The organism is Terrabacter sp. Soil810, assembly GCF_001429645.1.
GTDB lineage: Bacteria > Actinomycetota > Actinomycetes > Actinomycetales > Dermatophilaceae > Terrabacter.
On sequence record NZ_LMSW01000001.1, the window covers coordinates 66642 to 89879 of the forward strand.

The 23238-nt window shown below is 73.8% G+C and carries 17 protein-coding genes; all 17 read left to right on the forward strand.

What is annotated here, in order from left to right:
• Positions 1-36: 36 nt before the first annotated feature.
• The 17 genes from ASG96_RS00295 (at position 37) to ASG96_RS23025 (ending at position 23172) form a co-directional block, all read left to right on the forward strand.
• Entirely contained in the window at positions 37-2652 is a 2616-nt protein-coding gene (locus ASG96_RS00295) for a phage tail sheath subtilisin-like domain-containing protein (protein ID WP_057585877.1), read from the forward strand.
• Between the two features lie 61 nt (positions 2653-2713).
• The gene (locus tag ASG96_RS00300) at positions 2714-3151 is read left to right on the forward strand and encodes a phage tail protein (protein WP_056755757.1); all 438 of its coding nucleotides are present in this window, start codon (positions 2714-2716) and stop codon (positions 3149-3151) included.
• A 3-nt stretch (positions 3152-3154) separates the two neighbouring features.
• Positions 3155-3616 (forward strand): phage tail protein, encoded by a 462-nt coding sequence (locus ASG96_RS00305; RefSeq protein ID WP_056755764.1) that lies wholly within the window; start codon positions 3155-3157, stop codon positions 3614-3616.
• Positions 3617-3784 (forward strand): DUF5908 family protein, encoded by a 168-nt coding sequence (locus tag ASG96_RS23020; protein WP_157610578.1) that lies wholly within the window; start codon positions 3617-3619, stop codon positions 3782-3784.
• Positions 3781-4455, forward strand: coding sequence for a hypothetical protein (locus ASG96_RS00310; protein ID WP_057585879.1), 675 nt, complete (start codon positions 3781-3783; stop codon positions 4453-4455). Before ASG96_RS23020 ends, ASG96_RS00310 begins: the two co-directional genes overlap by 4 nt.
• Positions 4452-6203 carry a phage baseplate assembly protein V gene (locus ASG96_RS00315; RefSeq protein ID WP_057585881.1) on the forward strand — a complete coding sequence of 584 codons (1752 nt, stop codon included), beginning with the start codon at positions 4452-4454 and terminating at the stop codon, positions 6201-6203. The genes ASG96_RS00310 and ASG96_RS00315 overlap by 4 nt, the downstream gene beginning before the upstream one ends.
• A 57-nt stretch (positions 6204-6260) precedes the next feature.
• The gene (locus ASG96_RS00320) at positions 6261-6536 is read left to right on the forward strand and encodes a PAAR domain-containing protein (protein WP_056755773.1); all 276 of its coding nucleotides are present in this window, start codon (positions 6261-6263) and stop codon (positions 6534-6536) included.
• On the forward strand, positions 6533-6967 hold the full coding sequence (locus ASG96_RS00325; protein ID WP_057585882.1) for a GPW/gp25 family protein: 435 nt from the start codon (positions 6533-6535) through the stop codon (positions 6965-6967). The genes ASG96_RS00320 and ASG96_RS00325 overlap by 4 nt, the downstream gene beginning before the upstream one ends.
• On the forward strand, positions 6964-9681 hold the full coding sequence (locus ASG96_RS00330) for a baseplate J/gp47 family protein (protein WP_057585884.1): 2718 nt from the start codon (positions 6964-6966) through the stop codon (positions 9679-9681). The genes ASG96_RS00325 and ASG96_RS00330 overlap by 4 nt, the downstream gene beginning before the upstream one ends.
• A complete protein-coding gene (locus ASG96_RS00335) occupies positions 9678-11432 on the forward strand; it encodes a hypothetical protein (RefSeq protein ID WP_057585886.1) in 1755 nt (584 codons plus the stop codon). The genes ASG96_RS00330 and ASG96_RS00335 overlap by 4 nt, the downstream gene beginning before the upstream one ends.
• Positions 11425-12342 (forward strand): hypothetical protein, encoded by a 918-nt coding sequence (locus ASG96_RS00340; protein WP_057585888.1) that lies wholly within the window; start codon positions 11425-11427, stop codon positions 12340-12342. Before ASG96_RS00335 ends, ASG96_RS00340 begins: the two co-directional genes overlap by 8 nt.
• Positions 12343-12362: 20 nt before the next feature.
• Positions 12363-14549 (forward strand): hypothetical protein, encoded by a 2187-nt coding sequence (locus tag ASG96_RS00345; protein ID WP_057585891.1) that lies wholly within the window; start codon positions 12363-12365, stop codon positions 14547-14549.
• A complete protein-coding gene (locus tag ASG96_RS00350) occupies positions 14546-15751 on the forward strand; it encodes a contractile injection system tape measure protein (RefSeq protein WP_057585893.1) in 1206 nt (401 codons plus the stop codon). Before ASG96_RS00345 ends, ASG96_RS00350 begins: the two co-directional genes overlap by 4 nt.
• Positions 15748-17097, forward strand: coding sequence for an ATP-binding protein (locus ASG96_RS00355; protein WP_057585895.1), 1350 nt, complete (start codon positions 15748-15750; stop codon positions 17095-17097). Before ASG96_RS00350 ends, ASG96_RS00355 begins: the two co-directional genes overlap by 4 nt.
• Positions 17094-22208, forward strand: coding sequence for a hypothetical protein (locus tag ASG96_RS00360; protein WP_057585897.1), 5115 nt, complete (start codon positions 17094-17096; stop codon positions 22206-22208). The genes ASG96_RS00355 and ASG96_RS00360 overlap by 4 nt, the downstream gene beginning before the upstream one ends.
• Positions 22205-22858 carry a leucine-rich repeat domain-containing protein gene (locus tag ASG96_RS00365; RefSeq protein WP_056755799.1) on the forward strand — a complete coding sequence of 218 codons (654 nt, stop codon included), beginning with the start codon at positions 22205-22207 and terminating at the stop codon, positions 22856-22858. Before ASG96_RS00360 ends, ASG96_RS00365 begins: the two co-directional genes overlap by 4 nt.
• Complete coding sequence (locus tag ASG96_RS23025) at positions 22855-23172, forward strand: hypothetical protein (RefSeq protein ID WP_056755800.1); 318 nt, start codon at positions 22855-22857, stop codon at positions 23170-23172. Before ASG96_RS00365 ends, ASG96_RS23025 begins: the two co-directional genes overlap by 4 nt.
• The last annotated feature ends 66 nt before the right edge of the window (positions 23173-23238 follow it).

Genomic DNA, 23238 nt, shown 5'->3' on the forward strand with positions numbered 1-23238 from the left:
TGAACCACGAAGAGAGCACGAGCCGAGGAGGGCACCGTGACGACCTACCTTTCACCCGGCGTCTACGTCGAGGAGGTCCCCTCGGGGCCGCAGCCGATCGCAGCCGCCCCCACGAGCGTCGTCGCCGTGCTCGGCACGACGCGCCGGGGTCCCGTCAAGGAGCCGACGCGCGTCACCGGCTGGGCCGACTTCGTGCGGACCTTCGGGTCGGCGACGTCCCGTGGCTTCACGGGCGAGTCGGTCTTCGGCTTCTTCGAGAACGGCGGCCCGGCCGCCTGGATCGTGCGCGTCGACCCGTCGACCGGCGCCTCGTGGACGGCGTTCGACGTCTCCGGCACCGAGAGCTTCGACATCGAGGCGAGCTCGCCCGGGACGTGGGGCAACGACCTGACGGTCGCCGTGTCCGCCGACGAGTCCGCGGCGTCGGGGTCCTTCTACCGCGCGACGACGACGTCGGCCACGGGTGCCATCGCGAGTGGCGGCGGGGGCACGATCGCCGTCGCCTCGACGGCAGGACTCAAGCCCGGTGACACGGTCGCCCTCGTCGCCGCGCCGACGAGCGGCTCGGTCGCCGCCCCGCCCACCGCGCTCGTCACGGCTCTCACGACGACCTCGATCACGGTCGGGAGCGCCAGCGCCGGCGTCACCCTCCCGGCCGGCTCGGTCGTCGCCAGCGCGGCGCCCGCGGCCGCCACCTCGGTCTTCCTCCCGTCCGGCAAGGGCTTCAAGAAGGGTGACGTCGTCGTCGCCGTCGCGCCCAGCGGCACCCGGTCGAGTGCGGTCGTCACCGACGTCACGACCGCGGGCAGCGGCGTCACGCTGACCCTCGACGCGTCCCTCGGCGCGCTCCCGGGCGCCGCCTTCGTCCAGCGCCGCACCGACTACCGCGCGACGGCGATGATCGCGGGCACCCCCGCCGGGTCGCCGCCCTCGCTCAACGTCTCGGCCTCGGCCCTCGCCTTCGACCGTCCGCTCACGGCGCCCATCGCGTCCGAGCTGACAGCGAGCGGCGCCGAGCACGCGGCGGCCCGGCTCACCACCGGCGACGGCCGCACCGCGTCGTGGCAGACGAACCGCTTCGTCGTCGTCGGCGCCACGACTGCCCCGAGCGGCCCGGTCACCGTCAACGCCCCGGTCACCGCGGTGCTGCTCGCGGACTCGGGCCTCGGCATCACCGGGCTGTCCGCCGCTGACGTCGGCAACGCATACGGCTTCCTCCCCGCCGGGGCCAGGGTGACGTTCACCGGCGCCGGTCCCACCCCGGCCGTCGTCGCGACCCGGACGGCCGGCGGCTTCACGCTCGCGCCCGCCCCCGTCGCGACCGACACGTACACTGACGCGACGTTCACGCTCCAGGCCGACGCCGACGACGGCATCGCCGTCCGGTGCGCCGTGGCCCCGCGTGTCGGCGACGTGGTGGGGCTCGGCACGGCGTTCGCGCCCGTCACGGCGGTCGACGCCGCCGGGGGAGACACCTACGTGCTGCGCTTCGCAGCGAGCACCGCCGTCTCCAACGCGGCGCAGGTGCGCTTCCCGCTGTATGCCGTCGAGTCGGCCTCGGTGGTCGCCGCGCGGTTCACGCTCGCCGTGTCCGTCGCCGGCGCCCTCGCCGAGTCGTTCGGTGGCCTCTCGCTGAGCCCGAACCACCCGGCGTACTTCGCCAAGGACGACGTCGTCAACGGCGTGTCCGGTCTCGTCACCGTGTCCGCCCGGGCGGGCGGGGCACCGGCGGTGTCGCTCGCGGCCGCGCCCTTCTACACCGCCGTCGACCGGATCGGCGCCGACAAGGCCCCGACCAACGACGACTTCCGCGCCGGCCTGTCCCGGCTCGAGGAGGTCGCCGAGCCCGCCATGGTCATCTGCCCCGACGCGCTCACGCTCGACGACCCCCTCCTGCAGGCCGACCTCGTCGGCCAGGTCGTGACGCACTGCGAGAACTTCCGGCGCTTCGCCATCGTCGACGCCCCCGACCTCGACGACACCGACCTGCTGTCGTGGCGCAACACGACCCTCTCGAGCACGTATGCCGCGCTCTACGCCCCGCACCTGCAGATCGTCACGGTCGACCCCGACTCGATCGACCGCTTCACGACCGTGCCGCCGTCGGGCTTCGTCGCGGGGGTCTTCGCGCGCACCGACCGCCTCCGCGGGGTGCACAAGGCACCCGGCAACGAGACGGTGACCGGCATCGTCGGGCTCTCACAGGCCTACACCCAGCGTCGGCAGGACCTGCTCAACCCCGGCGGGGTCAACCTCATCCGGGCCTTCCCGGGCCGAGGCACCCGGCTGTGGGGCGCCCGCAACGCGACCGACGACACGACGTGGCGCTACGTCAACGTCCGACGCCTCTTCACCATGATCGAGACGTCCGTCGACCGGGCCACGCAATGGGTCGTCTTCGAGCCCAACACCGCCCAGACCTGGATCCGCGTCAAGGTCTCGGTCGAGAACTTCCTCGACCAGCAGTGGCGGGCCGGGGCGCTCGCGGGCACGAAGCCCGAGCAGGCCTACCGCGTGCGCGTCGGGCTCGGCGAGACGATGACCGAGACGGACATCGACCTCGGGCTCATCATCACCGAGGTCGCCATCGCGCCGGCCAAGCCCGCCGAGTTCGTCGTCTTCCGCTTCAGCCACAAGCGGCTGTCCGAGTGACCCGCCGTGACCAGCCGACGCGTACGCCGCCTGAATCCTCTTGTGAGCCAAGGAGCCTGACATGTATCCCATGACCACCCTGCACTTCACCGTCAGCTGGGGCGACCGCCAGCAGACCTCGAGCTTCTCGGAGGTGAGCGGGCTGACGATGGAGGCCGAGGTCGTCGAGTACCGCGGCGGCGCCGACCCGCAGTTCTCGACGCGCAAGCAGCCCGGACTGCGCAAGTTCTCCAACGTGACGCTCAAGCGCGGCATCGCCCCGACGGAGGCCGGCAACGGGCTCTTCGAGTGGTACAACTCCATCACCATCGGCGCGGTCGAGCGTCGTGACGTCACGGTCAGCCTCCTCAACGAGGAGCGCGAGCCGGTCATGACGTGGAAGATCAAGGAGGCCTGGCCGGTCAAGATCGAGGGCCCCGGGCTCAAGGCGACCGGCACCGACGTCGCCATCGAGTCGGTCGAGTTCGCCTGCGAAGGCATCGAGATCGAGGCGAAGTAGCCGATGCTCCCGCTCGCCTCACCCGCGCTCGTGCCGTTCACGACGGCGCACTTCGTGCTGGCCATCGACGGGCTCGCGTCCGTCAGCTTCAGCAAGTGCACCGGGCTCGCGGGTGAGGTCGCCGTCGAGGAGTACCAGGAGGGCGGGGAGAACCGCTTCGCCCACCGCTTCCCGACGCGCGCGTCCTTCCCCAACCTCGTCCTCAACCAGGGCGCGGGTCCGCTCCAGGAGCTGTGGGACTGGTTCTACGAGTTCCACGTCACGGGCGTCGTCACCCCGCGCGACGGGACCGTCGTGCTCATGAGCACCGTCGAGGGTGCCCTCGCGCCGGTCCGCGTGTGGGCCTTCACCCGGGGCTGGCCCGTCAAGCTCACCGGCCCCGACCTCGACGCCCAGAGCTCGGCCGTCGCCGTCGAGGCCGTCGAGATCGCCCACCACGGGCTCGTCCTCAAGAAGGTGGTCTGAGTGCCCGTCGTCATCAGCGAGATCGTCACCGAGGTCGTCGTCGCACCGAGGACGGATGCCGCCGGGCCGGCACCCGACGCACCGCTCGGTGACGCCGCGATGGAGGCCCTCGTCCGCCGCGCCGTGGAGCGGGTGCTCGAGGTCCTGAGGCGGGAGTGGGACCGGTGAACCTCACGGCCACCCAGCTGACCAAGCTGACCATCGACGCGTACGCCGACCTGAAGTTCGAGCAGCCCACCGGGCTGCGATGGCAGGCGCTGCTCAACCCGACCGAGCTGTCCTTCTCGCGCAAGAACCTCTACCAGGCGACCCAGTCGGCCGGGACGTCCGCGCCGCAGCAGTCCTTCAGCGGCGGCGAGCCCGACCAGGTGCAGGTCGACCTGCTCCTCGACGGCACCGGCGTCGTCGGCGAGCCCGGCGGCATCGGTGACCTGCTCGAGGCGCTGCTCGCCCTGACGAAGTTCCAGGGCGACACGCACCAGCCCTACTACGTGCACTGCTACTGGGGGCGGTTCAGCTTCCGCGGCATCCTCACCCAGGCCGACGTGACGTACAAGCTCTTCGACCGGGCGGGGGAGCCGCTGCGGGCGACGGTCAAGCTCTCCCTCAAGGAGGCGCTGTCGCCCCAAGAGGTCGCCGCCGAGGACCGGCCGGCCTCGCCGGACCTCTACCAGACCTGGCTCGTCACGGACGGCGACGCCCTCGACGCCATCGCGGCCCGCGTCTACGGCGACCCGGCCTACTGGCGCCCGCTCGCCGCCGCCAACCGGCTGACGAACCCGCGCGGACTCACCACCGGGCAGCTGCTCCTGCTCCCGCCGCTGGGGACCCGCCGATGACCACGCCGACGACCCAGCGCGACCGTCCGGCCTTCGAGGTGCGGGTCGGCGGGTCGGCCCTCGAGCCGCTCGTCGCAGCGGACGTCGTCGAGGTGGAGGTGCACGAGGAGGTCGGGCGGCACGGACGCCTCACCCTGCTCGTCCAGAACTGGGACGCCGACCAGCGCGCCGTGCGGCACAGCGACGACGGCCCGTTCACGCCCGGGGCGGGCATCGCGGTCTCCCTCGGCTACCACTCGGACCTCACGGAGGTCTTCGACGGTGTCATCGCCTCCCTGACGACGCACTTCCCGAGCGGCAGTCCTCCGGTGCTCCGGGTCGAGGGCCGCTCGCGCTCGGTGCTCATGGACCACCCCCCGCGGTCACGCCAGCTCGCCGACGTCACCGACGCCGACATCGCCTCGGCGCTCGCCGCCGACTACTCCCTCGAGACGGACGCGGCCGACGGCGTGAGCCATCCCTTCTGGGCGAGCGACCGGGTCAGCGACTGGGACGCGCTGACCCGCCGGGCGAGCGAGCTCGGCTGGGTCGTCTTCGTCCGCGGCACGAAGCTGGTGCTCCGTCCGCCGTCCGCCGCCGAGGACCCGCTCGAGCTCGACTGGACCCGGTCGATCGTCGAGCTCCACCTCACCCAGGACCTCACCCGCTCCATCGAGGGTGCCACCGGGGTCGGCTGGGACGTCGACGCCGCCGAGGCGACCGAGAGCGAGCAGAGCGCGAGCGCGGCCGGCATCGACGTCGGTGACCGGCCGACCCACTCGACCGCTGTCGCCGACGCCGGGTGGCCCCTGCGCGACGAGCGCGTCGAGTCGGACGCGGTCGCCGCCTCCGACGAGGCGGACGCGAGGGCCGTTGCTGCCCAACGTCGCTCGGCGCTCGGGCACATCCACGGCACCGGGGTCGTGCAGGGCGAGCCCGGCCTGCGCTGTGACGGCTGGCTCTCCCTCGCCGGCGTCGGACGGCGCATGGCCGGCCCGCACTACGTCTCGGCCGCCCGCCACCGGCTCTCGGCCCAGGGCTACGTCACCGAGTTCCAGGTGGGCTCGCCGCCGCGGCTCGTGCCGCGCGCAGGGGCCGACGACGGGTCGGCCCGCTCCGGCGACCGGGGCCCCTCGCTCGGGATCGGCCTCGTCGAGGCGCTCGACGACCCCGCGTCGCTCAACCGCGTCAAGGTGCGCCTGCCGTGGCGCACCGACGGCGGCGACGGCGTCTGGGCCCGACTCTCGAACGTCGACGCCGGCGACGGCTACGGGGCCGTCATCGTGCCGGCGGTGGGGCAGGAGGTGCTCGTGGGCTTCGTCGGCGGCGACCCGGCACACCCCGTCGTCCTCGGCTCCCTCTACAACGGCAGCCAGCAGCCACCCTTCACCGTCGACGCGGACACGAACGCCGTGCGCGCCCTCGTCTCGCCCGACCAGCACACCGTGCGCCTCGAGGACGGGGATGCGAGCGCGGTCACCGTCAAGACCGGCAAGGGGCACTCGATCGTGCTGTCCGACAAGAACTCCGAGGTCGTCATCACCCACCAGGACAGCGGCAACGCGATCCGCCTGTCCGCCGACGGCATCGAGCTGACGGCGGCGAAGGGCGACATCACCCTCTCGTCGTCCTCCGGGACCATCTCGCTCGACTCGCTCAAGCTCGCGGCCAAGGCATCGGGCCCGTCGAGCATCGAGAGCTCGGCGACCCTCGACGTCAAGGCCTCGGGGTCGCTGGGGCTCAAGGGATCTCTCGTCACCATCAACTAGCCGGACGCCATCCGGTCCAGACCACCAGACCAACGACAGAGCCAACGAGGAGGAGACATGCCGGGGGCAGCACGCGTCGGTGACACCACGGCGCACGGGGGCACGGTCGTCGGACCGGGCGTCGCGACCGTGCTCATCGCCGGTATGCCGGCCGCCGTCGTCGGCGACATGCACGCCTGCGTCATCCCGCCGCCCTCGCACGTCCCGGCCAGCCCGTTCGTCGCGGGCTCGGCGACCGTCCTCGTGCAGGGCCGGCCGGCTCTGCGGGCCGGCGACGCCTGCGGCTGCGGCGCGTCCGTCGTCGTGGGCAGCCCGACGGTGGTGATCGGATGACCACCGACGACTACCCGCAGGTCGGGCGAGGATGGGCGTTCCCGCCGCGCTGGGAGCGCACCGGCGTCGGCGGCACCGGCGGCACCGGGCCCGTCGACCTCGTGACGAACGACGGCGCCGAGCACGTGGGCGAGGCCCTCGTCCTGCTCCTGCGCACCATGATCGGCAGCCGCGTCATGCGACCCGACCTCGGCGCGGGCGTCGACCGCTACGTCTTCGAGCCGCGCACGTCGGAGGCCTGCCACCGGCTCGCCGACGACGTCCGCCGTGCGCTCGTGCTCGGCGAACCTCGCGTCATCGTCGACGCCGTCGAGGCGGTGCCCGCCGGCGAGGCGGACGACCGCGTCGACGTCACCATCGAGTTCCGCATCGACCGGCACCGGCGGCCGACGAGTCTCGTCGTGCCCTTCTACCTCGCGGGTGCGTCATGACCGCGGGTGGGCGCACCCCGGAGCAGGTCGTCGCCGCGATGGCGGCCGCCGCGCGGCTGGCGCCCTACGACGCCGACGACACCTGGGCCGACGTGCTGTTCGCGACCGCACCGGACGGCGCGACCGTGCCCTCACCCGCCGGGACGCCCGACCGGGAGCTCCTCGCCGCCGTGGCCGCGGAGTACGCCGCCCTCGACGCGCACCTCGCGACCCTGCCGGAGCGGACCCGCCGGGCCTGGCTCGAGGACGTCCTCGAGATCGGTCGCCTGCCCGCGCTGCCCGACCGCGTCGTCGCGCACGCGACGGTCGACCCCAAGGCGGCGCCCGCGGTGCTACCCCGGGGCACGCGCCTGCGCGGCGGCAAGGACGCCTTCGGCAACGAGCGCCGCTACGTCACCCTCGACGCGTTGACGGCGCACGGCGCGGTCCTGACCGGCGTGCGGTCCTTCGCCCCCGGCGACCCGGAGCTGGCCCACGGGGTCGCCGGGGCGGCGCCCGCCTTCCCGCTGCGTCCGTCGGTCGGGCCGGAGGCCACACACTCCCTGCGCGTCCACTCGCCCGCGCTCGTCTTCGACGGGGGTGACCTCACGGCCGAGCTCGCCTTCACCGGTGCGGACGGTGCGGACGGCCTGTCCACGATGGTCTGGCGCTGGTCGCGCGCCGACGGCACGACGAGCCAGACGACGGGCGGCACGGTCTCGGGCTCGACCGTCACGGTGACGCTGACCGGTGGCTGCGGGGCCCCCGAGGGGGAGGTGCCCTGGATCGAGGGTGTCGTCGCGGCGGGAAAGGCCGTGCCTGTGGCCTTCTCGTTCACCGGGGCCACGGTCCGCGTGACGAACCGGACGGCATACGTCCCCGAGGCCGCCTTCTACAACGACGGCGCGGTCGACGTCACCAAGGAGTTCCAGCCGTTCGGGGCCGTCGCGAAGCGTGGCGACGCGTTCTACGTGCGCTCGGACGAGGCGTTCGGCAAGGCGCTCGCCACCGTCGAGGTCGCGGTCCAGGTGATGCAGGAGGGCGGCGCGCCGCTCTCGTCGTCCGCCGGCGGCACGGGCATCCCCGTCTGGCTCGCCGACAGCCTGAAGACGCAGCTGCTCAGCATCAAGTCGATCCTCGGGACGCAGTATGCGTCGGTCGAGTCGCAGTGGACCTCGATCTACGGCGCCGTGTCGACGACCACCACACCGTCGGTCGTCTGGCAGCGCCGCGAGGACGGCGCCTGGAAGCCGGTCGGCTCCCCGTCCTCGAGCTTCGCCACCCTGTCGGCCCCCGTCAGCGGGTCGGCCGTCGCCTCGGAGACGTTCGCCGTCGCGGGACAGCCCGGCCACTACCTGCGCGCCTTTCTCGCCCAGGGCGACTTCGGCTGGACGGACTACCAGGCCAAGGTCGCCGACTTCGCGACCCGGGCCGTGGCGGGCACGGGTCCCAAGCCGACGATGCCGCCCGTGCCGGTGCCGCCCATCGCCTCCGCCGTGACGGTGCGCTACACGACGACCCCGGTCGAGGCCACGCTCGTCGAGTCGAGCAGCGGCTGGCGCCGGCAGCGCCGCGTCGGTGGCGCCGCCGGCCGTTTCACGCCCTTCCGGCTCGTCGTGTCCGACCTCGGCGCGACGGCCATGGTCGCCATCGGGCTCGAGCTGCCCGCAGCCGCCCTCGGGTCGAGCGTCTCCCTCTACCTCGACGTCGACTCCGCCGCGCCGTGCGGCAGCTCGGACACGGCCCCGGCCTCGTGGCAGTTCTGGGACGGCACGACGTGGTCGCCCCTCGCCGTCGCCGACGGCTCGCGCCAGCTCCGCGAGGCCGGCCTGCTCCGCTTCGTCGCCCCGCGCACGTGGGCCGTCGGCTGCGACGACCTCTCGGCCGACACCGGGCGCTGGGTGCGGATCGAGACCGTCGTGCCGGGACGGCTCGGCGTCCTGCTCGCCGTCGTCGTCGACGCCGTCGTCGCCGAGTTCGTCTCGGGGGCGGTCGATCCCGGCCTCGACCCCAGCTCCGCGGAGGCGCTCCCGGTCGGCACGATCAAGGGCACCCTCGCACCCGTCCCCGGCGTCAAGAAGGTCACCAACCTCGCCTCCGTGCGCGGTTGGGCACCGGAGACCGACGCGGCCTACCTCGCGCGGGCCTCGGCGCGGGTGCGCCACCGCGACCGGGCCCTGACCCCGTGGGACCTCGAGCAGCACGTCGCGCTCGCCCTCCCCGAGGTCGCGGCCGTGCTCTGCCTGCCGCACACCGGCAGCGACGGGCTGCGGGCCCCCGGACACGTCGGCATCGTCGTCGTGCCGGACCGGCCGCTCGACGTCGCGCCCCGCCCGTCCGTGAGCCTCGCGGGCCGGGTCATCGACCTCGTCCAGCCGCGCGCCCCCATCGGCGCGACGCTACACGTGCTCTGCCCGGACTACCGGCCCGTCACCGTCGTCGCCTCGATCCGGCTCCGCAGCGGCGTCGCGGCCCTCACCGGCAGCCAGGCCGTCACGGGCGCCCTCGAGCGGGTGCTGCACCCCACCGGCACCGTGCCCGTCCGCTGGGGCCGTGACCTCTACGCGTCGACGCTCATCGCCTTCCTCGAGCGCCAGCCCGACGTCGACGTCGTCCTCGACTTCGACCTCCACGACGGGTCGGGCGACTCCGTCGAGGTGGTCACCGTCGACCCGTGCCGCGGGCTGTACTGCTCGTCCGGCGACCACCACCTCTCGTGCGAGGAGCAGCTGTGAGTGCGCAACCGGCCACCGGGCCGTCCACCCCGCAGGTCACGCCGATCACGCGCTTCGTGCCGGTCGCACCCGACGCGGACTGGGAGACCGTGCGCGCCCGCATGGTCGACCACCTCACGGCGACCGCCACGCCCGCGTGGACCGACCACAACGCCGCCGACCCCGGCATCACCCTGCTCGAGGTCCTGGCCTACGGCCTCGCCGACCTGCACTACCGGACGGCCGAGCGCCACCTCGACGGCTGGCCGCTCGAGGTGCGTGCGTGGGACGCCGACGCCGGACGGCACTGGCACGCAACGCTTCCCGCCGGCCGGTGGGATCCCGAGGCCGACCCGTCCGACCCCGCGCTGACGCCCGCCGACCTCGCGCCGCTGTCGGCAGTCGCCGACGCCCTCGCGAGTCCCGCGACGTCCGCGACGGTGCTCGAGCCCCTCGTCCGCGCGAGCCGCTCGCGCGCCGACGCCGTCGCGCTGCTCTCGACCGAGCCCTGGGCGAGCGCGTTCCGTCCCGGGGACCGCCCGGCGGTCGTCGCCCTGATGCGCACCCGGCTCGTGCGGCAGGTGGCGCAGGAGCAGGCCGGGGTCGTCGCCACCGCCGTCGCGTCGGCGCACGCCGCCGCTGCCGCGGCCGCACCACGTCGCTCCGACCCGGACGCGCCCCTCGACGTCGGAGCCATCGACGTCGCGGCCGCCGCCGAGCTCGCCTGGTCCCTGCCGCTCTGGGACGAGGAGGTCGTCGCCCTCGTGCGCCGCGAGCGGCGACGGCTGTCGCGCGAGGTCCTCTCCGGCCACCTGGACGCCGTGCGCACGACGACCTCCGACACGCTCGCGGCGACCCGTGCCGCCCTCGCCCTGGCCGGGCTCGACACCGACGAGACGACGTATGCCGTCGCCGCAGCCCCACAGGCGGCCGGGCTGCTCCCCGAGGACCTCGAGGACGAGCAGGGCCGGTCCCTCGTGTGGCCGCCGCACCCGGTGCAGGCCCTGACGTGCGAGCCGGTGACGGCCGACGACTACGCCCGTCGCGCGCGGTCCCACCCGGACGTCGTGCGCGCGTGGACGGTCACGGGGCGGCTGCCCGGCATCGCGTGGAACGGGCTGCCGACCGACGCCATCCCGTCCGTCGCGGTCGACGAGCACGCCGTCGCCCTGACCCTCGTCGTCGAGAGCCGCACCGAGCTCACCACCGCGCCACGACGAGCCGCCTTCCTGCGCGACGTGCTGACGACAGCCGTCGGACCCGAGGCCGGCGCGCCGTTCCCCGACTGGCGCGACGACGTCGACGACCTCGAGCCGCGGCGCGTCATCTGCGACGAGGTCGGCGCGAGCCTCCTCGAGCGGGCGCCCGTCCTCGTCCAGGCCACCCTCGTCAGCGAGGTCGGCGCCGACCGCGAGGCCGTCATCGAGGACGCTCGGGCCCGGGTCGTCGCCTTCTTCGAGCGCGGTCGACCCGAGACGTTCGCTCCCACGCCGGCGCCGCTCGTCGACGGCCCCTGGCCCCGCCACGACCAGCCCACCCTCGGATGGGTGCCCGGCGCATCCGTGCGCTTCACCGAGGTCGTCGAGGCGATCGTCGGCAACCCCCTCGTGCGCGGCGTCGAGGACCTCGCGATGAAGGTCGACGGTGACCCCGACTTCATCCCTGCCAGCCACGGCTACCTCCCGATCCCGAGCAACGCGGTGCCCCGGCTCGCCGATGCCCGCTGCATCCGGGTGCGCTTCTCGCTGACGAGCCGGTGCGGCGATGCGTAGCGCCGGACCGGCCACCGCCCCCGCGCGCGGACCCGACCACACCCGTCTGGCGTCGCAGCTGCCTGCCGTCTACCAGGAGGACGAGGGCTCGTTCGCGCAGGTCGACGCCTACCTCGGCCTCGCCGACGAGCTCAGCCACGCCGTGGTCGAGCACCTCGAGGACCTGCTCACGGCGCTCGGCCCCGACGCGACGCTGCGCTGGCCGGCCGACCTGCCGCTCGACGCGGGTGCGGATGCCCTGCTCGCGCACCACCTCGCGACCTACGACGAGGTCGCCCGTTGGGCGAGCATCACCTTCCCGACGAGCTGGCCGGGCACCGAGAGGGGCCTCCAGCAGCGCCGCGAGCTCCTGGCCCGCTGCACCCGGCTGTGGCGACGCCGCGGCACGCCGCGCGGCTTCCTCAGCTGGTTCTGCCTGTGGTTCGACCTGCCCGCATCCGGCAGGCCCTACCTGCTCGAGCACTTCAAGGCGCCGGGCAACGGGCTCACGGCCGAGCCCTACACCGCGACCCTCTTCGTCCCGACGAGCGTCCCGGTGCCCAGCACCGGCGACCCGTCGACGGCGAAGGGCTTCGTCGACTGGGAGCGACGCGAGGAGGCCGTCGACTTCGTGCGCCGCTACGCCCCCGCCCACGTCGACCTGCGCGTCTGCTTCACCGACCCGGCCATCTTCACCGACCTCGCGGTGCTCGCCTCCCCGCCGACGCTCCCGGCCACGCCGACCGCGGACGAGGTGACGGCATACGCCATCGCCGTCCAGCAGCAGCAGGCCGACCTGAACGCACTCCTGTGCTCCGTCGTGTCGGTCGTGAGCCACGCGAGCGGCATCCACCTCTACGAGTGCATCGACGCCGGCCGAGGCGTCGACCGCCTCGGCGTCGGCCTCCTGCCGACCGATTCGACGACGTGAGTCCCGAAGGGAAACCAACGATGGCAGACAACCAGTACCCCGTCTTCGTGGACGGCCAGACCCTCACCGAGGCCGAGCTCAACGACCTCAGGGACTTCCTCCACCAGCGCGACCGCCTCGTCGGGCGCCTCGTCGGCTTCGGCGTCAACGCCGGACTGGGCGGCACCGTGTCGACGCCGACGACCCTGACGGTCGGGCCGGGTCTCGCGATCGACCAGCGGGGCGAGCCGCTGCTCCTCGGGGGGGAACAGACGCTGCCCCTGCCACCCGTCGCCGAGTCGGTGGCCTACGACTTCGTCGATGCGGCACCCGGCGGCTTCAGCGTCGTCCTCGAGGCGACCGACACCGTCGAACCGACTCCGGACTGCGGCGAGTCGGGCTGTGCCGGCCACGCCGAGCTGCACACCCGGGCCGTGGCGCTGCGGGTCGTCGCCGGTCGGGTCACCGGCACGCGGATGGACTTCGCGGCCGAGCCGCTGCTCACCGTCGAGCCGATCCGCCTCGCGCTCGACTCGACGCCCGTCAACTCCTACCCGACGCTGCGCAACGCCATCGCAGCCCGGCTCACGAACGGCACCCAGCCTCTCGTCGACCCCGCCCTCATCGCCAAGCTCCAGGCCACGTCGATCGCGAGCACCGACACGGCGGGCATCAGGGGCTACAAGTGCGGCTGGCTCAACATGGTGCTCTTCGCGACCCTCGACCTGTTGCGCGTCCGCGCCCTGCTGGCGCTCACCTGGGACCGGGCCACGACGCGCCCGGGGGTCGTGCTCGGGTGGGTCCACCAGGTGTCGAGCGCGTGGGTCTTCGACTGCGCGTACCGGCACGCGTGGGAGCCTCCGCGCGGCTTCACCGAGGCCTTCCTCGGCGGCTCGTGCTCCGACCCCGCCGGCGCGTTCCGCGACGAGCTCGAGGCCCTCCTCGCCGGCTTCGCGCCGCCCGACCCCGCGCCGGTCGGTGACCCCAAGCCACCCATCGCCTGCCCCGTCGGCTCGATCCGCGTCGGGGACCGGTGCATCAAGATCGTGTTCCCGCCGAGGGAGATCCCCGACAAGTGGCGGCAGAAGTGGACCTTCGACCCGCGCGAGCCGGTGTGGAACCCGCCGATCAAGACCTGGGAGCGCCCCGACGTCGTCTACGAGCGGCAGCCCGTCGACGTCCTGGGCGAGCAGGAGTTCGCCCTGACCGACTTCCTCGGCCACGACGCGACGGACGTCCAGACAGTGCTCGGCGGGTTCATCGCCGGGCAGGGCGCCATCGCCGACGTCCGGGTCATGTCGGCGAGCGAGGTCCTGACGCTCGACGGCTACGCACCCGCCGGCGGCTTCGCCGCCTCGGACTCCGTCGTGCTCGGTACCGACGCGAACGGTGTCGTCGTCTCGACCGGACGCGTCCCCACGGTCCAGAACGTCCGGACCGTCGGCTCTGCCCTGCCCGCCGCCGTGGGCGCCGCGACCGAGGCCATGGCCGCCGCGACCGAGCTGCGCGGCCTCTCGACAGGGTTCCAGACGCACTTCACCGCACTCGACCAGTCGGTGGCCGGTCTCGGTGGCACCATCTCGCTGCTCCAGACCGACCTCACGTCCTTCCGCGGCAGCTTCGACGCAGGGGCGATCACGAACCGCCTCGGTGAGCTCGAGTCGGGCTTCAAGCGCATCGACACGGTGCAGACCCGCATCGACGTCCTCGAGGGCAAGGTCGATGTCATCTCGAAGTTCGGCGACGGCACCAGGCTCGACCCCAAGGTCGGTGGCGGCGGTGTCATCGCCGTCGACCCGAACGTCGGAACGCACGTCGGCGGTGGCGTCGTCAGCGGTCCCGGCATCGGCGGCATCGGTGGGATCGGTGGGATCGGCGGCGTCGTCGTCAAGCCGTCCGGCCAGGTCGACCGCGAGCTCGCCCAGGGGGTGGCCGACTTCGCGCGCACGACGGTGGACGCGCTGCGGTCGCTGCCGAACCCACGCAACCGCAGCTTCAGCAGGTATGCCGCTGCGGCCGACCGCGCCCACGCCCAGCTCGCGCAGGCGGTGGCCCCGCCCGACACCCCCGAGGAGGCGGTGGAGGCAGCCGACCCTGCCGCCCTGACGGCGGCGACGCTCGAGGTGCTCGGCACCCTGCGCACACTCGTCAAGGCCGCAGGCGTCTCGAAGGACGTCGGTCGGCAGCTCGACGCGCAGCTGCGCGAGCTCGGGGGTCTCGTGCCGTGACCGACGTGGCCGTCGACGTGCTGCGCCTGCGCGGGCCGGGCGCCCAGCGTCTTGCGCGCGTCGCCGCCACGACGCTGCCTGCGGCCCTCGACCGGGCGCTCGCCGACGTCGGCGACGTGCGCCTCGACCACGTGCGGGTGACCCTCGACCTCTCGGTGGACGACTACGACGACGAGACGCTGGCGTGGTTGTGGGCCGACGCGATCCGTACGCAGGTGCTCGCAGGCGGACGGGGCGGTCTGGTGGTCGCGGAGGCGGGCGTCGACGCAGCGCCGTCACCGACGGCGCCCTCCGGGCGCTCGACGCTCGACGTCGTCGCCGCAGCCCGCCGGTGGGTCGCGGCTTCCGAGCCGGGCCCCGTCGACGTCCCGGCTGCGGTTCTGGCCCTCGCCGACCCACAGTCGGCGGCTGAGGCGCGAGCGCGCATGAGCGAGCCCGAGTGGCTCGCGGTGATCGCGGTACTCACGAGCGCCCTTGCATCTCAGACGGTTCCGGGTCGCGCGGCCGCTGCGCCGGAGATCTCGCCGGTGCTGTGGGCTCCGGGCACCGACGCCTCGGTGCCCGCCGCCGGTCCCGCGGAAAGCCTGCCCGGGCGCCGCGAGACGCCGCCACCGACCGGGTCGACCGGTCCTCACCACGAGGCCGAGGTGCTGGCCCGGCTCGCGGCCGTCGCGCAGGTCGCACCGGAGAGCGGGGCCCCCGTCGCGCTCGCCGACCTCACCAGGGCTGCCGGGCTGGTCCTGCTCTACCCGTGGCTGGCCGACCACTGCCGTCGCGCCGAGGCGCTGCACCCCGCTCTCGACCCGGTCGACGTGCGCGAGGCCGCCCTCGCCGCAGTCGCCGACCCCGACGACCCGACGCTCGCCGACGACCCGCTCGTCCGGATCCTCGCCGGACGCCCCCTCAGTCACGACGTCGGGCCCCGAGTCCGTATGCCGCTCAGCGGAGCCCGTGAGATCGCCGAGTCAGCGGGCGGCGTGCTCGCCGGCTTCGCAGCCCTGCTGCCGGGCTTCGAGCGGTCGAGCGAGGCCTTCGTCCGGGCGTCCTGGGTGGCGCGCGCGGGCCTGCTCGACACCGACCACGACCCGGTGCTGCTGACCGCGGCGACCCAACCGCTCGACGTGCTCCTGCCGCGCCTGCCCTACCCGGTCGGCCTGCTCAAGCTGCCCTGGTCGCCGCCGGTCGCCGTGAGGTTCCGATGAGAGCCGGGCCGGAGCCGCAGTCCGGGACCTCCTGCGCCGCGGGCGGTCCGCCGCAGGTCGCCGAACTGCGAGCGGCCTTCGAGGTGCTCGACGCGCTCGTGGCCGTGCGCATCGAGGAACGGCGAGGCGGGCCGGCGGGACGACCCCTCGGCATCGAGGGCGACGGTGAGGGACTGCCGTCGCTCGAGCGCTTCGCGGGGGTCGGCCCGCTCGCCGAGCTCGTGACGCTCGCCGGCCTGTCCGCGGCCGAGGCGGTCGTCCTCGTCGCGGCCGTGGCGCCCCTCGTCGACGAGCGTTTCGCGGTGCGGTACGGCGCCCTGACGGACCGCCCGTCGGTGCTCGGACTCACCGGCGAGGTCGCCCGCACCCTCGTCGCCCGGTCGTTCCGCGGCCGCCTCGACGCGACCGTCCTGCTGTCGTCGCAGGGTCGCCTCCGTGCCCAAGGCCTGCTGTCCCTCGACCCGCCGGGAGACCTCTCCGGCCTGCTGCGACCCGACCCGGCGCTCGTCGCCTGGCTGCTGGGGCTGCCCGAGGAGGTGCCGGTCGCGTCGGCGGACTTCCCGGCCCGCCCGCTCACGACCGTCCACACCCTGTCCGACGTCGTCCTGCCCGCGGCGGCCCGCACCCGCATCGACGACCTGGCCGCCCGGATCACCCAGCGCGACACCGTCGTCGACGACTGGGGCTTCGGCGCGCACCACGACAACGCGAGCGGTCTCATCGCCCTCTTCCACGGGCCTCCGGGGACCGGGAAGACGATGACGGCGGCCGCACTGGCAGCGTCGGCCGGCCTCCCGGCATACCTCGTCGACCTCTCGGCGCTCGTGTCGAAGTACATCGGGGAGACGGAGAAGGCACTCGCCAAGGTCTTCGAGCGGGCAGCGCGCGAGCGCTGCGTCCTCGTCTTCGACGAGGCGGACGCGGTCTTCGGGGCGCGCACCGAGGTCGGCGACGCGCACGACCGCTACGCCAACCAGGAGGTGTCCTACCTCCTCTCCCGGGTCGAGCAGCACCCCGGGATCGTCGTCCTCACCACGAACCTGCTCGCCAACATCGACACCGCCTTCCAGCGGCGCATACACGTCATGGTCGAGTTCCCCGAACCGGGGCCCGGCGAGCGCGAGCGGCTCTGGGCCGCAGTCGCGCCCGCGTCGCTGCCGATGGACGCTGCGATCGACCTGCACGACCTCGCGCGCCGCTACCCGCTCACCGGTGCGCAGATCCGTGACGCGACGCTCGACGCGGCCTACCTCGCCGCGTCGAACGGCCGGGTCGTCACGACCGCGTACCTGCTCGACGGCATCCGTCGTCAGTTCGAGAAGGCGGGGCGGACGGTGCCGCGGTGAGCACACCGGTCACGACCCGGGCGGGACCGGGGCCCGGCCCGGACGCCGAGCGGGCCGGGGCCGGCTCGACGCGGTCGCCGCGGGATGCCGTCGCGCCGCGGTCGCCCGTCGGCCCGGGACAGCCGGTGCTGGGGAGAGTGCCGCGCCCGCTGGGCGATGCCGCCGTGGTCGCGCTCGACCCCGCCACGACCGCCGGCGGGCTGTCGGCCGTGCAGGCCGAGTGGGGCGTCGACGGTGGTGCCGTGGTGCTCAGTGGACGGGCGCCCTTCACCGAGCTGACCGGGCGCGCCGGATTCCGGTCCGACGGGTCGCTCGACGGCAGCGTGGAGATGCGAGCCCGGGTCGGCCTGCTCGGCCTGCACCTCGGTGAGGCGACCTGGCGGGTCGAGGGCTGGGCGCCCGAGCAGCCCCTGGCGGGGCCGGCCGTGACACTCCGCGGGACGACGCTGGGGGTCGACCTGCGACCGCTCCCGGCGGAGGCCGGCTGGTCGGCGCCAGAGGGCGTCGACGCGCCGCGGAGCGGTGCGCAGGCGACGATCCACCTGCCCGGCGACGCCGTGCCGCCGGGACTTCCTCTCACGCCGCGGGTCGCCGAGGTCTACCGCGGGCTGCTCGGGGTCGACGTCAGTGGCATCCGGGTCCACCCGGACGCCCCGGTCGCCGGCGCACCGGCCTTCGTCACGGACGAGGACCTCTTCCTCGCGCCGGGGGTCTACGGCGTCGACAGCCCTGAGATGCTCGCCGTGCTCGACGCCGCGATCCGGGCCGCGCTGGGCGGCCTCTTCGGTGCGGTCACCGGGGATCCCGCACCGCTCGTGCCACCCGCCCCGCCCACGCCGGCGGCACCCCCGGCCGACACGACCGTGGTGCCGGCCACCGTCCCGGAGCCTGCCTCGCCGAGCACGGTCGCCGAAGGGGCGGCCGCGCGCACGGGTGAGGCGCCGGCGACCGGTGAGACCGCGGAGCAGGCCACGGCGGCCGTGGCCGGGGCGGGCGCGGTGGGAGCCGATGGAGGGACCGTGGCGGACGGCATACCCGGCGGTGACGCGGGCGGGCCGACGGCGGAGGGGGAGGCCGCGCCGCCGGTGGTCGAGCTGATCATGCCCGAGCCGCCCGCGACCCTGACCCCCGCGGCCGCAGCTCGCGGAGGGTCGGTCGCCGGGGGAGCGCGGAGCGCCGCGGGCGCGGCGCGCGACCTGCCGACCGCCGACGCCAACGTCGCCGACTCCCGCGGGGCCGTGACCGAGCCGGCGGCGGAGACGGCTGCGCGGGCGCGCGAGGAGCTCGCCGCCGAGCTCGGCGAACGGCCCGCGCCGAGCCCCGAGATCGTCGCGCTGTGCGAGCGCATCCGCACCGCGATCCGGGAGAACCGCCCCGAGGACGAGGACGCGCTCCTCGAGACCGACCCGACCCACGAGGCCCAGGCCGCCGGCGCCACGATCACCGGCTCGGTGCAGACGCAGACCGCGGAGGTGGGCAGCAGCTACGACGCGATGGCGGCACCGCCCGCCGGCACGCCCGCCCTGACACCGAGGCCGATCGCCGCGCCCTCGCCCACGTCGCCCGGGATGGGCGTGGATGCCGCTGGGGCCGCGCCGGACCCGATCCCGCCGGAGAACACGTCCCTCGACGCCGACGTCGCAGCGACCGACCAGCGCATCGCCGACTCCGGCATCGACACCCGGGTCACGCAGGAGATCCCCGACGGGCCGTTCGCCGAGGCGCGGGCCGCGCGCGGCGAGCTCGGCGAGGCGGCGCAGCGGACGCCCCAGCAGATCCAGGCCGAGCAGCAGCAGGCCATCGACACCGCCCAGGGCGACATGGCTGCTCTCCAGCAGCAGGCGGTCGCCGCCATGCGGGCCTCGCGGTCCGGCACCGTCGGAGCCGTCGGCGGCGCCCAGGGCGGCATGGTCTCGTCCGAGGAGCAGACCCGCGAGTCGGTCTCCGCCCGCGCCCAAGGCATCTACGACCAGGCGCAGACGCAGGTCAACGCCCTCCTCGAGCCGCTGAGCCGCACCGCGATCGCCCGCTGGGACGCCGGCCTCGCGCGGCTGTCGCAGGAGTTCCACGACACGCTCGACCGGGTCAAGCGCTGGATCGACGACCGGCACTCCGGGGTCGGCGGCGCGATCCTCGCCGTCGGCGACTACATCGGCGGGCTGCCCGACTGGGTGACGGACGAGTACAACCGCGCCGAGCGCGAGTTCGGCGACGGCGTCTGCACGCTGCTCACCGACATCTCGAGCGACGTCAACGGCGTCGTCGCCGCCGCGCAGGCCGTCATCAACCACGCGCGCGACGACATCGACACGGCGTTCCGGGCCATGGAGGAGGAGTTCCCCGAGTGGGCGGCGCAGGAGCGGGCGCGGTTCGCCGGCATGCTCGACGGGCTGAGCCAGCGGGTCACCGACGCCCAGACGAGCTTCGTGCGCGACGTCTCCCAGAGAGCCGTCCAGGCCGTCAACGAGGTGCACGCCGAGGCCCAGGCCCGCCGGGACGAGGCGGGCGGCCTCATCGGGAGGGTCGTCGCCGCCATCGAGGAGTTCATCGACGACCCGGTGCGGGCCATCATCAACGGGCTGCTCCGCCTCGTCGGGATCCCGCCGGCAGCCTTCTGGGCGTTGATCGCCCGCATCGAGCAGGTCATCTCCGACATCGCCGACGACCCCGAGAACTTCATCAACAACCTCGTCGCAGGGGTCAAGCAGGGCTTCGAGCAGTTCTTCGACCACTTCGGCACGCACGTGCTGCACGGCTTCTGGGACTGGCTCTTCTCCGGGCTGGAGACGCCGATCCCGATGCCCCGCGACTTCTCTGCGCGGTCGCTCTTCTCCTTCGCGCTCCAGCTCATGGGAGTCACGTGGCCGCGCGTCCGCGAGATCCTCGTGCGGCACATCGGGCCCACGGCGGTCGACGTCATCGAGGCCGCGTGGCAGCTCGTCTCGGTCCTCATCGAGCGCGGGCCCGAGGGGCTCGTCGAGCTCGTCAAGGAGCAGCTGACCCCCGAGAACATCGTGAACATGATCCTCGAGGCGGCCGTGCAGTACCTCGTGGAGACGCTCATCCAGCAGGTCGTCGTGCGCGTGATCGGGATGCTCAACCCCGTCGGTGCCATCGCCCAGGCCATCGACCTCATCTACCAGGTGTGCTCGTGGATCTTCCGCAACGCGGCGCGGATCTTCCGGTTCGTCGAGGCGATCGTCAACGGAATGGCCGACGTCATCGCCGGCAACATCGGCGGCCTCGCCGCCGCGGTCGAGAGATCCCTCGCCTCCCTCATCCCGCCCGTCATCGACTTCCTCGCCGGCTTGCTGCACCTCGGTGGGCTGCCCGGCGAGATCGCCGACGTCATCACCCGCATGCAGGCCGTCGTGTATGCCGCCATGGACCGCGTCATCGGCTTCCTCGCCGAGCGGGGACGGGCGCTGTTGGCGCGCATGGGAATCGGAGGCGACCCCGAGGACGCCGGCCACAACGACGACACCGAGCTCGGCACGACGGTGCGCTTCAGCGCCGCCCACGAGGCCCACCGCACCTGGATCGACCGCTCCGGCAACGACGCCACCCTCATGGTGGCCTCGACCCCGACCGCGATCCGTGACAAGGCCGCCGAGTGGCGGGGGCGGCTCTCCTCCATCGAGAACGTCGAGGACCGCTCGGCCGCCGATGCCAAGCTGACCGAGCTCGACGGGCTGCTCACGTCGATGGACGCCGATGCCGACGCCCTGGCCCAGGCCTTCGAGGCAGCGAACCGCGACCCGCGGGACGACCAGGAGCCGCCGTCCGACAACGCTCTCGAGTCCCGGCAGCGAGGGCTCGCCTCCGTCCTGCGCGAGTGCTTCGAGCTGTTCGAGGAGAAGGACCCGGACGAGTACCTCCGCGACATCGCCTCGCACCTCCAGGGTCACGGGACGGAGTACGCGGCGACCGTGGCCTCGCAGTGGGAGCCGACCATCGCGCGGCCCAAGCTCGCGCCGGACGGCACGACGCCGATCTGGGAGCCGAGCGTGGTCTCGACCGACGGAGCCCGCAGCTATCTGGGGCAGGCGTCGACGCACCGACAGCTGCTGCCGTGGTTCCTCGTCGGCAGCCAGCGCAACCCTCGCTCCGCCTCGTCCGGCACCTTCAAGAACCACGCCTTCGAGACCGACTCGCCCGACCCTGCCCACACGGTGCGCACCGACTTCCTGCGGGTGCTGGGCAGCGACACGGTGACGCGGATGATCCGGGTCGCGAACCGCTCGATCACGACCGAGGACAACTCGGCACTGCTGCGGCAGATCCAGACGATGACCTTCACGGCGTCCGGTGGGCGCTGGGGGTCGTTCGTCGGGCTCCCGGCCGACGTCGTTAACCCACTCATCAGGACGGCGATCAGCAGGGCCGGCGACGTCATCGCCTTCCTGCGCGCCATGGTGTCGCCCGGCAGCTCGAACGGAGTCACGTGGGCCCAGTTCATCGCCGTGTGGAACGCGAGCGCCGAGACGAAGAACTACGTCAAGCGGCTCTTCCGCAACGTCGAGCCCGCGAGCCACGAGTGGATCACGACGGGGTTCATCCCCCGGGTCATCGAGACCGCCGTCGAGACCGCCAACACCGGCAACATCCGCGACGGCCTGCGGTGGGTCGTCGCGCACAACACGCTGCGGTCGCCGACCCGCTACGTGCTGCACCCGCCCGTCGTCACGACCTCGCGCGCCCCACGAGGCATGCGCGCGGCCGACAGCACGGTGGCTACGGTGCGCATGTCGGGGCACGTCGGTGCGTTCCGAGATCCGGCCGACCCGACCTCGATGACCGGCACGATGGGCACGGAGGACTTCCATGACTGGCTTCGCAACGAGTTCAACGCGCAGAACGGCCTCGGGCCGCTGGCATACATCCAGCACCTGCAGTCCCAGCTGCCCGGGCGCGTCTGGGACGGCGGCGTCGGAATGATCCCCGAGAGCGCCCTGAGCCAGCCCGTCGGCATGCTCTTCCGGCTCGAGAGCGGTGAGGACGCAGCCCTCACGGTGGCGCAGCTCGCCTTCCGCCAGCGCCTCAACTGGCAACGGATCCAGGCCAACTTCGCGGCGTCGTCCGCTGCGGTCGCGGCGGAGACCGGCGCATGACGACCGACGTGGACCGGGCGCTCGCCGAGCTCGTCGAGGCCGGTGCGGTCGCTCCGGGGACCGCACCGGGCGAGGTCGTCGACCTCATCGTGTCGCACGCGCGCTCCCTCGACGGGCTCGAGCGCTTCACAGGTCTCGAGACCCTGTCGCTGATCGCCTGCGACGTCGGCGACTACTCGGTCCTGTCGTTCCTGAAAGGGCTCCACGTGCTCGCCGTCGAGAACAGTGACCTCTCCGACGTCTCCCCGGTTGCCGGCCTGCCCCTGCAGGTCGTGGCGTTGCGCCGCAACAGGATCCGCGACGCGTCAGCCGTCATCGCCCTGGACGGTCTGCAGGTGCTCGACCTGACGGGCAACCCCCTCGACCCGCCGAGTCGTTCGGCGGCAGGGACGCTCGGAGTGCTCGTGACCCTCGACGACCCGGCCCTCGCCGACGTGAACGTCGACCTGGCCGATGCCGGCGTGCCCCTCGTCGGCTACCGCGTCGGCGACGAGGTCTGGGGCTGCTCCACCGGCCTCGCCCTGACCGCCCATCCCGAGGCCGGCCACGTCGTCACCTCGCTGGAGGACCTCGCAGCCGTGGCCAGAGGCGAGCGCGACGCGGGCGACCTCCTCGGGGTGCGCACCGACGACGAGCAGGAAGAGACATGAGCACCGAACCCGACGAGACGGCATACGGCCCCGGGACACGGTGGGTCGCCCAGCGCACCGGGCGCACGCCCGAGGAGCTGACGGCGTCACCGGCCTCGATGGTGGCCGCGGTCGGCGACGCGGTGCGTCAGGTGGCGGCGCTCGCGGCTCGGCTCGATTCCGAGGACCCCGAGGTCAGGGCGGCGGCGCAGGCGGAGGCCGACGAGCTGGGCCGGCAGGTCGACAGCGAGCCGACCCCCGGCGAGCGGTTTGGCTCACGCGTCGCCCAGGTGCTCCGCGACGCCGCCGAGCGGCTCGACCGCCCCCGAGTCTGAGGCCGGGCCGCCGACGGACGACCGTTGGTCCGCCGCCGAAGCCCGGCCCCGGCGTGTCGTGCAGCG